This window comes from Burkholderia sp. HI2500 (assembly GCF_002223055.1).
Taxonomy (GTDB): Bacteria; Pseudomonadota; Gammaproteobacteria; order Burkholderiales; family Burkholderiaceae; genus Burkholderia.
The window spans coordinates 459220-471262 of sequence record NZ_NKFL01000004.1 but is presented as its reverse complement, the minus strand read 5'-3'; the positions used below and the strand labels follow the sequence as shown (position 1 = coordinate 471262).

Below are 12043 nucleotides of genomic sequence, written 5' to 3'. Positions count from 1 at the left end.
TCCGCACGCGCATGCAGCCAATGCGCGGCGGCCCCGCCAGGCCTGACGCGCAGGCCGGCCGCAGCGCTTTCCGGAGCGCTCGCCGGCCGCGCGCGGTCCACGCCAGCCGAAACGTCGTCCGGCTGGCGTAAAATACGCACTTTCCTCTTTCACGCCCCCTTATGACGCTCGCCTCCACGCTCGACATCATCGCCGAGCTGAAAGCCGGCCGGATGGTGATCCTGGTCGACGAAGAAGACCGCGAAAACGAGGGCGACCTCGTGATCGCCGCCGAATTCGTCACGCCGGAAGCGATCAACTTCATGGCCAAGTACGGCCGCGGCCTGGTTTGTCTGACGTTGACGCAGGAACGCTGCAAGCAGCTGCACCTGCCGCTGATGACCTACCGCAACGGCACGCAGTACGGCACCGCGTTCACGGTCAGCATCGAAGCGGCCGAAGGCGTGACGACCGGCATCTCGGCCGCCGACCGTGCGCACACGATCGCCACGGCGGTCGCGCATGACGTGCGCCCCGAGCACATCGTGCAGCCGGGCCACGTGTTCCCGATCATGGCGCAGCCGGGCGGCGTGCTCGTGCGCGCGGGCCACACCGAGGCCGGTTGCGACTTCACCGCGCTGGCGGGCCTCACGCCGGCCGCGGTGATCTGCGAGATCATCAAGGACGACGGCACGATGGCGCGCCTGCCCGACCTGATCGAGTTCGCGCAGGAACACAACCTGAAGATCGGCACGATCGCCGACCTGATCCAGTACCGCAGCCGCACCGAATCGATCATCGAGCGGATCGCCGAGCGCACGATGCAGACCGCGCACGGCACGTTCCGCGCGGTGCTGTACCGCGACCAGCCGAGCGGCTCGCCGCACATCGCGCTGGTGCGCGGCACGCCGTCGCCGGACGTCGATACGCCGGTGCGCGTGCACGAGCCGCTGTCGGTGCTCGACCTGCTCGAGACGGGCGTGTCGACGCACTCGTGGACGCTCGACGCCGCGATGCGCGAGATCGCGGAGCGCGACCTCGGCGTGATCGTGCTGCTCAACTGCGGCGACACGAAGGAACACCTGATCGACGTCTTCAAGGCGTTCGACGAGGAAGAAAAGGCCGCTGTGCTCAAGCGCCGGCCGGTTGATTTCAAGACGTTCGGCATCGGCGCGCAGATCCTGCGCGATGTCGGGGTCAGCAAGATGCAGGTGCTGTCGAATCCGCGCAAGCTGGGCAGCATGTCCGGCTACGGCCTGGAAGTCACGGGCTTCATTCCGATGCCCGGCGGCGAAGCCAAGTCCTGCCCGGCGTCCCACGCGTAACCCGCCACGGCGCTTTCGCCCTATAACCGTTCATCCACACCACGGACAAGATCATGGAAATCGGACAATACCAACCGAATCTCGAAGGCGACGGCCTGCGTATCGGCATCGTGCAATCGCGCTTCAACGAGCCCGTGTGCAACGGCCTCGCCGACGCGTGCGTCGAGGAACTGGAACGCCTCGGCGTCACCGGTGAAGACGTGCTGCTCGTGTCGGTGCCCGGCGCGCTGGAAATCCCGCTCGCGCTGCAGAAGCTCGCGGAAAGCGGCCAGTTCGACGCGCTGATCGCGCTCGGCGCGGTGATCCGCGGCGAGACCTACCACTTCGAACTCGTGTCGAACGAGAGCGGCGCGGGCATCACCCGCATCGGCCTCGACTTCAACCTGCCGATCGCGAACGCGGTCCTGACGACCGAAAACGACGAGCAGGCCGTCGCGCGCATGACCGAAAAGGGTCGTGACGCCGCACGCGTCGCCGTCGAGATGGCCAACCTGACGATGGCCCTCGACCAGCTCGGCGATGACGACGAGGACGAAGAAGAGGAAGACGACGAAGAGGAGCGCGCATGAAGAAGAGCGCCCGCCGACAATCGCGCGAGCTGGCGACGCAGGGGCTGTACCAGTGGCTGCTGTCGAACGCGTCCTCCGGTGAGATCGACGCGCAACTGCGCGGCGCGCTCGGTTACGACAAGGCCGACAAGGAGCTGCTCGACGCGATCCTGCACGGCGTGATCCGCGAGCACGCCACGCTCGTCGAAGCGCTGACGCCGTCGCTCGATCGCCCGATCGACCAGCTGTCGCCGGTCGAACGCGCCGTGCTGCTGATCGCCACGTTCGAGCTCACGCACCACGTCGAAACGCCGTACCGCGTGATCATCAACGAAGCTGTCGAACTCGCGAAGACGTTCGGCGGCTCCGACGGCTACAAGTACGTGAACGGCGTGCTCGACAAGCTCGCCGCGAAGCTGCGCCCCGCCGAAACGCAGGCGCGCCGCAACGGCTGAACCCGTTGGTCCGGAACGGGCGCGCATGCGCCCGTTTTTTCTTTTGCCCCGCCTCCCTCGCCCTGCCCGCCCGATGAATACCGCCACCGATTCGCTCGTCAGACTCGCCGCACGCGTCGACGCGATCCAGCCCTTCTACGTGATGGAACTGATGAAGGAGGCACAGCGTCTCGAGTCCTCCGGGCGCGATGTTATCCACATGGGCATCGGCGAGCCGGATTTCACTGCGCCGGAGCCGGTCGTCGAAGCGGCCGCGGCCGCGCTGCGCCGTGGCGTCACCCAATATACGAGCGCGCTCGGCATCGCACCGCTGCGCGAGGCGATCGCCGCGCACTACGCACGCGCCTACGGCCTCACGATCAGTCCGGAACGGATCGTCGTGACGGCCGGCGCGTCGGCCGCGCTGCTGCTCGCGTGCCTCGCGCTCGTCGGGCGTGACGACGAGGTGCTGATGCCCGACCCGTCGTATCCGTGCAACCGGCACTTCGTCGCCGCGGCCGAAGGCCGCGCGGTGCTCGTGCCGAGCGGCCCGGATGCGCGCTTCCAGCTCACCGAGGACGACGTCCGCACACGCTGGGGCGACCGCACGCGCGGCGTGCTGCTCGCGTCGCCGTCGAACCCGACCGGCACGTCGCTCGAACCCGACGAACTGAAGCGGATCGTCGAAGCCGTGCGCGCACGCGGTGGCTTCACGATCGTCGACGAGATCTACCAGGGGCTCAGCTACGACGCGGCGCCCGTGTCGGCACTGTCGTTCGGCGACGACGTCGTCACCGTGAACAGCTTCTCCAAGTATTTCAGCATGACGGGCTGGCGGCTCGGCTGGCTGGTGGTGCCGCCCGCGCTGGTCGGCACGTTCGAGAAGCTGGCGCAGAACCTGTTCATCTGCCCGTCCGCGCTCGCGCAGCACGCGGCGCTCGCGTGCTTCGAGCCGGCCGCGCTCGACATCTACGAAGCCCGCCGGCTCGAATTCAAGCGCCGTCGCGATTTCATCGCACCGGCGCTCGAACGGCTCGGCTTCACGGTGCCCGTGATGCCGGACGGCGCGTTCTACGTGTATGCGCACTGCGGCGGCGTCGCTCACCCGGCGGCCGGCGACAGCGCCGCGCTCACCACGGCGATGCTGCACGACGCGGGGGTCGTGCTGGTGCCCGGCATGGACTTCGGTGTTCATGCGCCGCGCGACTATATCCGCCTGTCCTACGCGACGGCCTACTCGCGGCTCGAGGAAGCGGTCGACCGGCTCGCGACGCTGTTCGGGCAGCACTGACACGCGACCGGTGCGGCGGCCATTCCGCACCCCGCAAAAGCAAAAAGGCACCCGATCCGGGTGCCTTTTTTCATGTCCTGCCGGCTGGAGCCGTGCGTGAGTTACGCGCCAAGCTCCGAACGATCGCCGTGCGGCTGCTTCGCGGTATCGACGCTCGCGTCGTCCTGCGACGTGGCTTCCTTCGATGCCGTCGACTTCGCCGACGTTTCGAGCGTCGCATGCACGCGCTTCGCGCCGCCTGCGGCTGCCGTCACGGCGGCGGCCGTGACGATCGGCTTCGCCGGCGCCTGCGGCGCATTGACCGGCACGCTACGACCTCGCGCGACGTCACGCAGGCGACCGCGCTCGGCCATCACCTTCGAACCGTAGCCGTTGTCGTCGGGGTTCGTCGAGCCGTTGTACAGGCGCAGGCCGTTCGCGAGCGAGCCGCCGCGTGCGATGCAGTCCTTCAGCACGAGTGCGCCGACCTGCAGGTTCGCGAGCGGCTGCAGTGCGGTATCGGTGCCGCCGAAATACTCGAACTTGTCGGAATGGACCTTCGACATGACCTGCATCAGGCCCTTCGCACCGACGCCGCTCTCGGCGTACGGGTTGAAGCCCGATTCGATCGCCATCACGGACAGCAGCAGCAGCGGATCGAGGCCGACGTCACGGCCGGTCTGGAACGCAGCCTTGACGAGCTGGCCGAGCGGCTCCTGTGCGACGCGGTAACGGCGCGACAGGTAGGTCGCGACGAGCGCCTGTTCGCGATTCGATGCGAGCGCACGGTCGTCACGCGCATCGGCCGCCACGCGCTGGGTCGGGATCAGCTTCGCCAGCGCGACGGGCGACGGGCCGTTGCGGGCCGGGTCGGACGCGTCGCCCTGCGCGGCGGCGGCTTCCGGTGCGACGTCGAGGCCGACCGCAAGCGCGTCCGTTTCGGGACTGTTCTCTTCCTGCTGCGGCTGCGCGCCGGCGGGCGCGAAGTTCGGCAGCGGATGGCCGGTCAGCAGACGGGCCGGGCCGGCTTGCACGGCCGCGGATACGACCGGCATCAGCTTCGCGGCCAGCGTGCCGCGGACGGTTGGCAGCAGCCACAGTGCAAGCGCCACTGCGACAGCGAGACAGCCGACAACGCTGAATAGATGGTGACTGACACGCGTCCCGCGACGCAGCATGCTGCGCACGAATTGCGCATGCTGCTCACTAGGACGCCACGATAACCAAGCGTTCATTCAGATCATCTCCCATGAACATGACTCGTGCGGCTCGCTCAGCTCGATGGCGAGACAGGTAACGCGCCGCGGAATCACGACGCCGCACGCTTTGGTTGGGGCGTGCAAGCATCGGGGAAACGGTATAAGTACCGTTCGAGGCCACGGTGTAAGAGGGCCGGCACCTTCGCACACTGGGCGAGGCGGGCATACGCGGTGGCACCCACGCAAAAAACCAGCGTCTGGTGGCGCTGGCTGAGACTACGACTAAGGCCGTCGGATACGCCGTGCAGGATTCGGCGGACGGTGACGCGCTGCGTCAAAGATCGGTGATTGGCGGCTCGAAGCCTTTTACCCTGCAGCCAATGTGAGCGGATTCTAGCAGGGTTTTATAGATCGTCAACACTATAAAACCTTGAAATTATAACAAAAAGTAATTTAATGGCACTCTTCAGAACGCAATCCCCGTGCCGTAGGGGGTTTGCGCGCGGTCGACTTTTTTCTCCGCCGGGCGGCCATGCGGCCGCGCGGGTAAAATCGTCGGTCGATTCGGGGTCGCAGCCGGCCGCTGCGCCCACCCATCGCTGCCCGCCTGGCGGGTGGCCCGGACCATCTTCATGAAATACAAAGACTTACGCGATTTCATCCAGCGCCTCGAGGCGCTCGGCGAACTGCGGCGCGTCACGCAGCCCGTGTCGCCCGTGCTCGAAATGACCGAGCTGTGCGACCGCGTGCTGCGCGCCGGCGGCCCTGCGCTGCTGTTCAACGCGCCGACCGGCTACGACTTCCCGGTGCTCGGCAACCTGTTCGGCACGCCGCGCCGCGTCGCGCTCGGGATGGGCGTGGATGCGGGCGACGACGCCGCGCTCGATTCGCTGCGCGATCTCGGGCGCCTGCTGTCCGCATTGAAGGAACCCGATCCGCCGAAGAGCCTGAAGGACGCCGGCAAGCTGCTGTCGCTCGCGAAGGCCGTGTGGGACATGGCGCCGAAATCGGTGTCGTCGCCGCCGTGCCAGGAGATCGTCTGGGAAGGCGCCGACGTCGACCTGAACCGGCTGCCGATCCAGACCTGCTGGCCCGGCGATGCGGGGCCGCTCGTCACGTGGGGGCTGACGGTCACGCGCGGGCCGAACAAGTCGCGGCAGAACCTCGGGATTTACCGTCAGCAGCTGATCGGCCGCAACAAGCTGATCATGCGCTGGCTCGCGCATCGCGGCGGCGCGCTCGACTTCCGCGAATTCGCGCTGCAGAACCCCGGCAAGCCGTACCCGGTCGCGGTCGTGCTCGGCGCCGATCCGGCCACGACGCTCGGCGCGGTGACGCCCGTGCCCGACTCGCTGTCCGAGTACCAGTTCGCCGGCCTGCTGCGCGGCAGCCGCACGGAGCTCGCGAAGTGCCTGACGCCCGGCGTCGACACGCTGCAGGTGCCCGCACGCGCGGAGATCGTGCTCGAGGGCTTCATTTATCCGCAGGAAGGCAGCCCTGCCCCGGCTCCGGCCGGCGCACCGCCGCGCCCGGCCGGCAATGCGTCCGCCAAGTACGAGCACGCGCTCGAAGGCCCGTACGGCGACCACACCGGCTATTACAACGAGCAGGAGTGGTTTCCGGTGTTCACCGTCGAGCGCATCACGATGCGCCGCGACGCGATCTACCACTCGACCTACACCGGCAAGCCGCCTGACGAGCCGGCCGTGCTCGGCGTCGCGCTCAACGAGGTGTTCGTGCCGCTGCTGCAGAAACAGTTCGCCGAGATCACCGACTTCTACCTGCCGCCCGAAGGCTGCAGCTACCGGATGGCCATCGTCCAGATGAAGAAGAGCTACGCGGGCCACGCGAAGCGCGTGATGTTCGGCGTGTGGAGCTTCCTGCGGCAGTTCATGTATACGAAGTTCATCGTGGTCGTCGACGAAGACGTGAACATCCGCGACTGGAAGGAAGTGATCTGGGCGATCACGACGCGCGTCGACCCCGTGCGCGACACCGTGATGGTCGACAGCACGCCGATCGACTATCTCGATTTCGCGTCGCCGGTGGCCGGCCTCGGTTCGAAGATGGGCCTCGACGCGACCAACAAGTGGCCCGGCGAGACCAGCCGCGAATGGGGTCGCCCGATCGAGATGGATGCGGCCGTGAAGGCGCGCGTCGACCGGCTCTGGCAGGAGATCGGCCTCTGATGCCACGCGGCCGGCGCCTGCCGGCCCGTGGACTGCCATCGCGACACGCACATCGAAGATGACCTTTCCGCCCGCCTCCATGCTGTCCGACGGCTTCTTTCTGTCGCTGTCGCTGTGCCTCGACATCGGCCTCGTCAATGTCGCGATGCTGTCGCTGACGCTGTCGCACGGCTTCCGGCCGGGCTTCTGGCTCGGCATCGGCTCATGCGTCGGCGATCTCGTCTATGCGGCGCTCGCGCTTGGCGGGATGGCCGTGCTGCTGCAGTTCGAGCCGGTGCGCTGGATCGTGTGGATCGGCGGCGGCGCCGTGCTGCTGTTCCTCACGTGGAAGATGGCGCGCGAAGCGCTCACGCCGGCCAAGGCAGCCGGCGACGATACCGAGGACACGCCGCAGCCGCGCGCCAGCGCACGGCGCAGTTTCCTGCGCGGGATGCTGCTCGCGATGTCGTCGCCGAGCGCGATCCTGTGGTTCGCGGCGGTGGGCGGCGCGCTGATCGCGAAGGCCGGCGCGACCACGCCGGCCACCGCGTCGGTGTTCCTGTCGGGCTTTTTCCTCGGCGGCCTCGCGTGGACGCTCTTCATGTGCACGCTCGCGAGCCAGGGGCGCAAGCGCGCGGGCGCCGGGCTGATGCGCGCGTGTCACATCGCGTCGGCGCTGCTGTTCGCGTATTTCTCGTACAGCGTGATCGTCGGCGGCTACCGCGACCTGATCGTGCACGCGGTGTAATCGCAGCCGGCCTGCCCGGGTCGCTCCGCGAGGTCGGGCGGCGGCTCCAAAGAAAAAACGGCGCAGCGCCCCTCGCGGGACGTTGCGCCGTTTTGCCACGCGCGGCCAGGCCGCGCAGCACGAATCAGCGACGCCAGTAGCCGTGATGGCCCCAGCCGCCACCATAGTAGCCATGGTGCCAGTACGGTCGGCCATAGTAGCCGCCGACGACCACGGCGGGCGGCGGCGCGTAGTAGGCCGGCGCCGGTGCGTAATAGACGGGCGGAGGCGGCGGCGCGTAGTACACGGGCGGCGGCGGTGCATAGACGGGATACGCGGGCGCGACCGGGATACCGATGCCGACCCCGATCGACACGTGAGCCTGCGCAGCGCTTGCGGCACCCAGGCCCAGCGCGGCGGCGGCGATGAACGGAATGAGCTTTTTCACTTCGATTCTCCTGCTGGAGCGGTATTTTATGCGCCCCTGTCGGCAACGGCGGGCGTGCACGTCGCATGGAAGCAATGTAGCGAAAACCCGCTCCTCGCGTACCGTGCATTTGTTGCAAATTGCAATCGCACGTGGCCGGAGCCGCCGCGCGGCGTGGCTCGCAGCGCCTGCGGCGCCCCTTGCCGGTCGCGCGACTCCGTCCGACGAATCGGGTCGCAACATCATGACCGGTCAGTCTTACCGGATACGGCGCGCGCAGCGGGCACGCAACCGTAATGAACGATTACAAATTTGAGACAAGATGCCGACATTTCAAGCCGGATACGGGGGCGATATGTTTCGGGGTCGGATTCTCCGATCATGAATCGACCGCGGTGCCGGGCGGTGAAACTCGCGCCGAGATAGCGCCGCATACCGATAAGCCAAGTCACGTCCCGGGCAGAAGCCACCCTTTCACGGCCCCGCGGTCATTCCTGCGATACTGGCGGTTGCTTCGTTTTCGCTTACATCCGCCGCCATGTCCGTTCCCGACACACCCCGCCTCGGCTTTATCGGCGCCGGCCGTCTCGCGCGCTGCGTCTCGCAACGCTTCGCGCGGGCCGGCTTTCCGGTCGTCGCGATCGCGAGCCGCACGCCCGCGTCGGCCGCGGCGCTCGCCGCGCGCATCGACGGCTGCCAGGCGGTCGACACGCCGCAGCAGGTTGCCGACGCCGCCGACCTGATCTTCCTGACCGTGCCCGACGACCATCTCGCGTCGGCCGCCGCCGCGCTGCGCTTCGACACGTCGCGCGCCGCGCAGCAAGCCGTCGTTCACTGCAGCGGCGCGTCGGCGGTCGCCCTGCTCGATCCGGCGAAGCGGCAAGGCGCGGCCACCGGCGGCTTCCATCCGCTCTACCTGTTCGGCGGCACCGACGCCGACCTCGCCCGCATCGACGGCTGCTCGGTCACGATCGAAGCCGACGGCGCGTTGCACGCGACGCTGCTGCGACTTGCTGCCGCACTCGGCTGCCATCCGCTGTCGATTCCGGCCGGCGGCCGGATGCTCTATCACGCAGCCGCGCACTACGCGGCGAGCTTCGCGCTGTGCGGGCTGGCGGAAGCGGTCGAGCTGTGGCGCGGCCTCGGTTTCGACGAGGACGCCGCGCTGCGCGCACTGCTGCCGATGCTGGCCGGCACGATCGAGACCGCCCGCGACAAGGGGCTCGCGAACGCGCTCTCCGGCCCGGTGTCGCGCGGCGACACGGGCATCGTCGAACGCCAGTTGGCACTGCTTGAAACGCGCGGCGGCGATCACGCGACGCTGTACGCGCTGCTGACACGCCGCGCGATCGCGCTCGCGGCACAGCGCGCCACGCCGCCGGCATCGCTGCCGGCGCTCGCCGAAACCGTCGAAACGTCGCTCGCGCGCACCGCCGCACACCCCTCCCCGTCGCAAGACGAGGCGTGATAATGTGTCGGCCGATGCGCCGCCATCCGGCGTTGGCGGCCGCACGCTACTGACTAAAAAGGATGCCAACGATGTTCGGCGAGATCGCCCGTTTTCTGCTCAATACCGTCTTCACGCTGTTCGGCGCCGCGCTGATCCTGCGCGTCTGGATGCAGGCCGTCCGCGTGCCACCGTACAACCCCGTCACGCAGGCCGTGCTGCAGGCGACCAACTGGCTCGTGCTGCCGCTGCGCCGCGTGATCGCGGGCGTGCGCGGCATCGACTGGGCCAGCGTCGTCGCCGCGCTGCTCACCGCGCTCGTCTACGTCGTGCTGATGGTCGTGATGGCCGGCTTCGATCCGGCCGCGGTGATCGCGACGCTCGTCGTGGTCGCGCTGCTCACCGTCGTGAAGTGGGCGCTCAATCTCGTGATCTGGATGACGATCCTGATGGCGCTACTGTCGTGGCTCAACCCGCGCTCGCCGGCGATGCCGATCCTCTACCAGCTGACCGCGCCGTTCCTGAACCCGCTGCGCCGCATCATCCCGAACCTCGGCGGCATCGACCTGTCGCCGATCCTGCTGTTCGTGATCGTGCAGGTGCTGCTGATGGTCGTCACGCGCGCCGCCGTGTCGCTGACGATGTTCGGCATCTGACGCCAACGTCGCACCCTACGCCGCCGGCCCCTGCGCCGGCGGTCCGCCGAGCGTGTCGATCACGCCGAAGCGCGCCGGCATCATCGCGTAGCACACGCGCACCTTCTCGTGCGACAGCCGGTCGAGCAAGCGCTGCGCCTCGTCCTCGGTGACGATGAATTCGATCTCGATCGCGAGCGACCCCTGCAGTTCGAAGAAGCGGTCCTCGTGCAGCACGCGATGCTGGCCGAACCCCGCCATCGCGCGAAACGCGGAACCGCCCGCGACGCCCATCCGGTTCGCTTCCTCCAGAAGCCATTCCCACAGCGGCTTCCAGTGCAGCCGGTGCTTCTCGTGCACATAGAAGCGCAGGAAGACCTTGTCCATCGCACCCTCCGATGGCGGCGCGCTCAGGCCGCCGCGAGCCACGCGCGCGCGGTCCACATGCCGAGCGCCGTCAGCGCGAACGATCCAGTCAAGTGTAGGGCAGCCACCGCAAACGCCCATCCGAATTCGCCCTGCACCGCATGCGTCATCACTTCGACCGAATAGGTCGAGAACGTCGTGAGGCCGCCGAGAAAGCCCGTGATCACGAACAGCCGCCACTCGGGCGGCAGCCCGACGCGGGTCGTGAACACGACGGCGGCAATACCGATCACATAGCCGCCGATCAGGTTCGCGGCGAGCGTGCCGAGCGGCACGGCGGGAAAGAATTCGTTGAGCGCGAGACTCAGGAACCAGCGCAGCAACGCGCCGAGCCCGGCGCCGACGAAGATCGCGACGATCGAATAGAACAAGGGCGCTCCCGGTCGAAGATGCGGCTGGAGTCAGCCGCCGGCCCCCGGTTGCCCGGGGCGAGGTCCGCTCCCGGACGCCGATCGCGCGTGCGCGGGCGGCACACGCTGAACTGTATGCGGATTCGCCGCGCACCTGCAACGGCGACCGCCTGCGGGATGCCGGCCCGTTCGGCCCGTTCGGGGCGTTCGGGTCGTGAGCGCGCCCGCAGGCTCACGCGCGTTGCCAGGCTGCGTCGAGCACGCTCAGCGTCGCCAGCGCACCGCCCTTCAGGCCGATCACGTCCGCCCGGCGCGCATGCGCTTCGCGTGCGTTGATGCGGATCACGTCGGCACCGAGCCGTTCGCTCAGCAGACGCACGGTCGGGATCGCGGTGCCCGCGCCGATCTCGACTACGGCGACGCGCCCGGCCCGCGCGAGCCAGTCTTCCAGCGCACGCTCCTGCGCGTCGTAGCGCGCCCCGAGCCAGCCGGCGTCACCGAACATCAGGATGTTCGGTCGCGCAAGGCCGCCGCAATGCGGACAACGCGGCATGTCGCCGACGAGGCGGCAGGTGGCTTCGTCGACGTCCGGCACGAACGGCGCCGCCTCCCATGTGTCGTCCGAACAGGGGCGCAGGCACTGCATCGCGTGGATCGAACCGTGGATCTCGACGATCCGCGCCGGATCGAAGCCGGCTTTCTGGAACTGGCCGTCGACGTTGCTCGTCAGCACGAAGCCGCCGTTCGGCATCGCGTCGATCCAGCGGCGCAGGATCGCGAAGCCCGCATGCGGCTCCGTCGCGCGGTAAAGCGCCAGACGGTGCCCGTAGAAGCCCCACGCGAGCGGCGCGCGTGCCCGGAATGCATGCGGCGAGGCGATCTCGTGGAATTCGAAACGCTCGTGGCGCAGCGCCGGATACGCACGCCAGAAGCCGTCCGTGCCGCGAAAATCGGGCAGCCCGGAATCGACGCCGATACCGGCGCCGGCCGTCACGAGCAACGCGTCGGCGCGCGCGAGCGCGGCGACGGCGGCAGCGACGAGATCGGCGGGCAGTTGCGCGGCAGCAGCAGCGGTGGCGTCAGCGGAATCGGAAAGCGGCATGATGGG

Annotated in this window: 13 protein-coding genes; 8 read left to right on the top strand and 5 right to left on the bottom strand. The window is 68.3% G+C overall.

Annotated elements, in window-relative coordinates; genetic code table 11:
* The first annotated feature begins 161 nt into the window (after positions 1-161).
* From ribBA to CFB45_RS04690, 4 genes are all read left to right on the top strand, one after another.
* Positions 162-1304: a bifunctional 3,4-dihydroxy-2-butanone-4-phosphate synthase/GTP cyclohydrolase II gene (ribBA, locus tag CFB45_RS04705; RefSeq protein WP_089424716.1), complete on the top strand. Its 1143-nt coding sequence runs from the start codon at positions 162-164 to the stop codon at positions 1302-1304.
* Between the two features lie 53 nt (positions 1305-1357).
* The gene (gene ribH / locus CFB45_RS04700; protein ID WP_039371042.1) at positions 1358-1873 is read left to right on the top strand and encodes a 6,7-dimethyl-8-ribityllumazine synthase; all 516 of its coding nucleotides are present in this window, start codon (positions 1358-1360) and stop codon (positions 1871-1873) included.
* Positions 1870-2307 (top strand): transcription antitermination factor NusB, encoded by a 438-nt coding sequence (gene nusB / locus CFB45_RS04695; protein WP_021157083.1) that lies wholly within the window; start codon positions 1870-1872, stop codon positions 2305-2307. The genes ribH and nusB overlap by 4 nt, the downstream gene beginning before the upstream one ends.
* A gap of 73 nt (positions 2308-2380) precedes the next feature.
* Positions 2381-3577, top strand: a complete 1197-nt coding sequence (locus tag CFB45_RS04690; RefSeq protein WP_039371039.1) for a pyridoxal phosphate-dependent aminotransferase — start codon at positions 2381-2383, stop codon at positions 3575-3577.
* A gap of 101 nt (positions 3578-3678) precedes the next feature.
* Here the strand turns inward: CFB45_RS04690 and CFB45_RS04685 are convergent, their stop codons facing one another.
* Complete coding sequence (locus CFB45_RS04685; protein WP_089424715.1) at positions 3679-4791, bottom strand: transglycosylase SLT domain-containing protein; 1113 nt, start codon at positions 4789-4791, stop codon at positions 3679-3681.
* 596 nt (positions 4792-5387) lie between these two features.
* Here CFB45_RS04685 and CFB45_RS04680 point away from each other — a divergent pair.
* Positions 5388-6944 carry a UbiD family decarboxylase gene (locus tag CFB45_RS04680; protein WP_089424714.1) on the top strand — a complete coding sequence of 519 codons (1557 nt, stop codon included), beginning with the start codon at positions 5388-5390 and terminating at the stop codon, positions 6942-6944.
* A 58-nt stretch (positions 6945-7002) separates the two neighbouring features.
* Positions 7003-7671 carry a LysE family translocator gene (locus CFB45_RS04675; protein ID WP_089424713.1) on the top strand — a complete coding sequence of 223 codons (669 nt, stop codon included), beginning with the start codon at positions 7003-7005 and terminating at the stop codon, positions 7669-7671.
* Between the two features lie 124 nt (positions 7672-7795).
* On the opposite strand, the gene CFB45_RS04670 is transcribed toward CFB45_RS04675, so the two are convergent.
* Positions 7796-8098, bottom strand: coding sequence for a hypothetical protein (locus CFB45_RS04670; RefSeq protein ID WP_039371021.1), 303 nt, complete (start codon positions 8096-8098; stop codon positions 7796-7798).
* 517 nt (positions 8099-8615) lie between these two features.
* On the opposite strand from CFB45_RS04670, the gene CFB45_RS04660 reads away from it, so the two are divergent.
* Both CFB45_RS04660 and CFB45_RS04655 read left to right on the top strand, forming a co-directional pair.
* On the top strand, positions 8616-9545 hold the full coding sequence (locus tag CFB45_RS04660; protein ID WP_089424711.1) for a Rossmann-like and DUF2520 domain-containing protein: 930 nt from the start codon (positions 8616-8618) through the stop codon (positions 9543-9545).
* 71 nt (positions 9546-9616) lie between these two features.
* A complete protein-coding gene (locus CFB45_RS04655) occupies positions 9617-10180 on the top strand; it encodes a YggT family protein (RefSeq protein ID WP_089425861.1) in 564 nt (187 codons plus the stop codon).
* 15 nt (positions 10181-10195) lie between these two features.
* Here CFB45_RS04655 and CFB45_RS04650 read toward each other — a convergent pair whose 3' ends face one another.
* From CFB45_RS04650 to CFB45_RS04640, 3 genes are all read right to left on the bottom strand, one after another.
* Positions 10196-10546 (bottom strand): DUF190 domain-containing protein, encoded by a 351-nt coding sequence (locus tag CFB45_RS04650; RefSeq protein WP_069249235.1) that lies wholly within the window; start codon positions 10544-10546, stop codon positions 10196-10198.
* Positions 10547-10569: 23 nt separating this feature from the next.
* Positions 10570-10956 (bottom strand): fluoride efflux transporter CrcB, encoded by a 387-nt coding sequence (crcB, locus tag CFB45_RS04645; RefSeq protein ID WP_011351225.1) that lies wholly within the window; start codon positions 10954-10956, stop codon positions 10570-10572.
* A gap of 211 nt (positions 10957-11167) precedes the next feature.
* The gene (locus tag CFB45_RS04640) at positions 11168-12037 is read right to left on the bottom strand and encodes an SIR2 family NAD-dependent protein deacylase (RefSeq protein WP_089424710.1); all 870 of its coding nucleotides are present in this window, start codon (positions 12035-12037) and stop codon (positions 11168-11170) included.
* Between the last annotated feature and the right edge of the window lie 6 nt (positions 12038-12043).

What these genes read in the sequence shown, in the direction of transcription:
- ribBA (WP_089424716.1), top strand. Translation starts at nt 162, where the DNA reads ATGACGCTCGCCTCCACGCTCGACATCATCGCCGAGCTGAAAGCCGGC.
- ribH (WP_039371042.1), top strand. Translation starts at nt 1,358, where the DNA reads ATGGAAATCGGACAATACCAACCGAATCTCGAAGGCGACGGCCTGCGT.
- nusB (WP_021157083.1), top strand. Translation starts at nt 1,870, where the DNA reads ATGAAGAAGAGCGCCCGCCGACAATCGCGCGAGCTGGCGACGCAGGGG.
- CFB45_RS04690 (WP_039371039.1), top strand. Translation starts at nt 2,381, where the DNA reads ATGAATACCGCCACCGATTCGCTCGTCAGACTCGCCGCACGCGTCGAC.
- CFB45_RS04685 (WP_089424715.1), bottom strand. Translation starts at nt 4,791, where the DNA reads ATGAACGCTTGGTTATCGTGGCGTCCTAGTGAGCAGCATGCGCAATTC.
- CFB45_RS04680 (WP_089424714.1), top strand. Translation starts at nt 5,388, where the DNA reads ATGAAATACAAAGACTTACGCGATTTCATCCAGCGCCTCGAGGCGCTC.
- CFB45_RS04675 (WP_089424713.1), top strand. Translation starts at nt 7,003, where the DNA reads ATGACCTTTCCGCCCGCCTCCATGCTGTCCGACGGCTTCTTTCTGTCG.
- CFB45_RS04660 (WP_089424711.1), top strand. Translation starts at nt 8,616, where the DNA reads ATGTCCGTTCCCGACACACCCCGCCTCGGCTTTATCGGCGCCGGCCGT.
- CFB45_RS04655 (WP_089425861.1), top strand. Translation starts at nt 9,617, where the DNA reads ATGTTCGGCGAGATCGCCCGTTTTCTGCTCAATACCGTCTTCACGCTG.
- CFB45_RS04650 (WP_069249235.1), bottom strand. Translation starts at nt 10,546, where the DNA reads ATGGACAAGGTCTTCCTGCGCTTCTATGTGCACGAGAAGCACCGGCTG.
- CFB45_RS04640 (WP_089424710.1), bottom strand. Translation starts at nt 12,037, where the DNA reads ATGCCGCTTTCCGATTCCGCTGACGCCACCGCTGCTGCTGCCGCGCAA.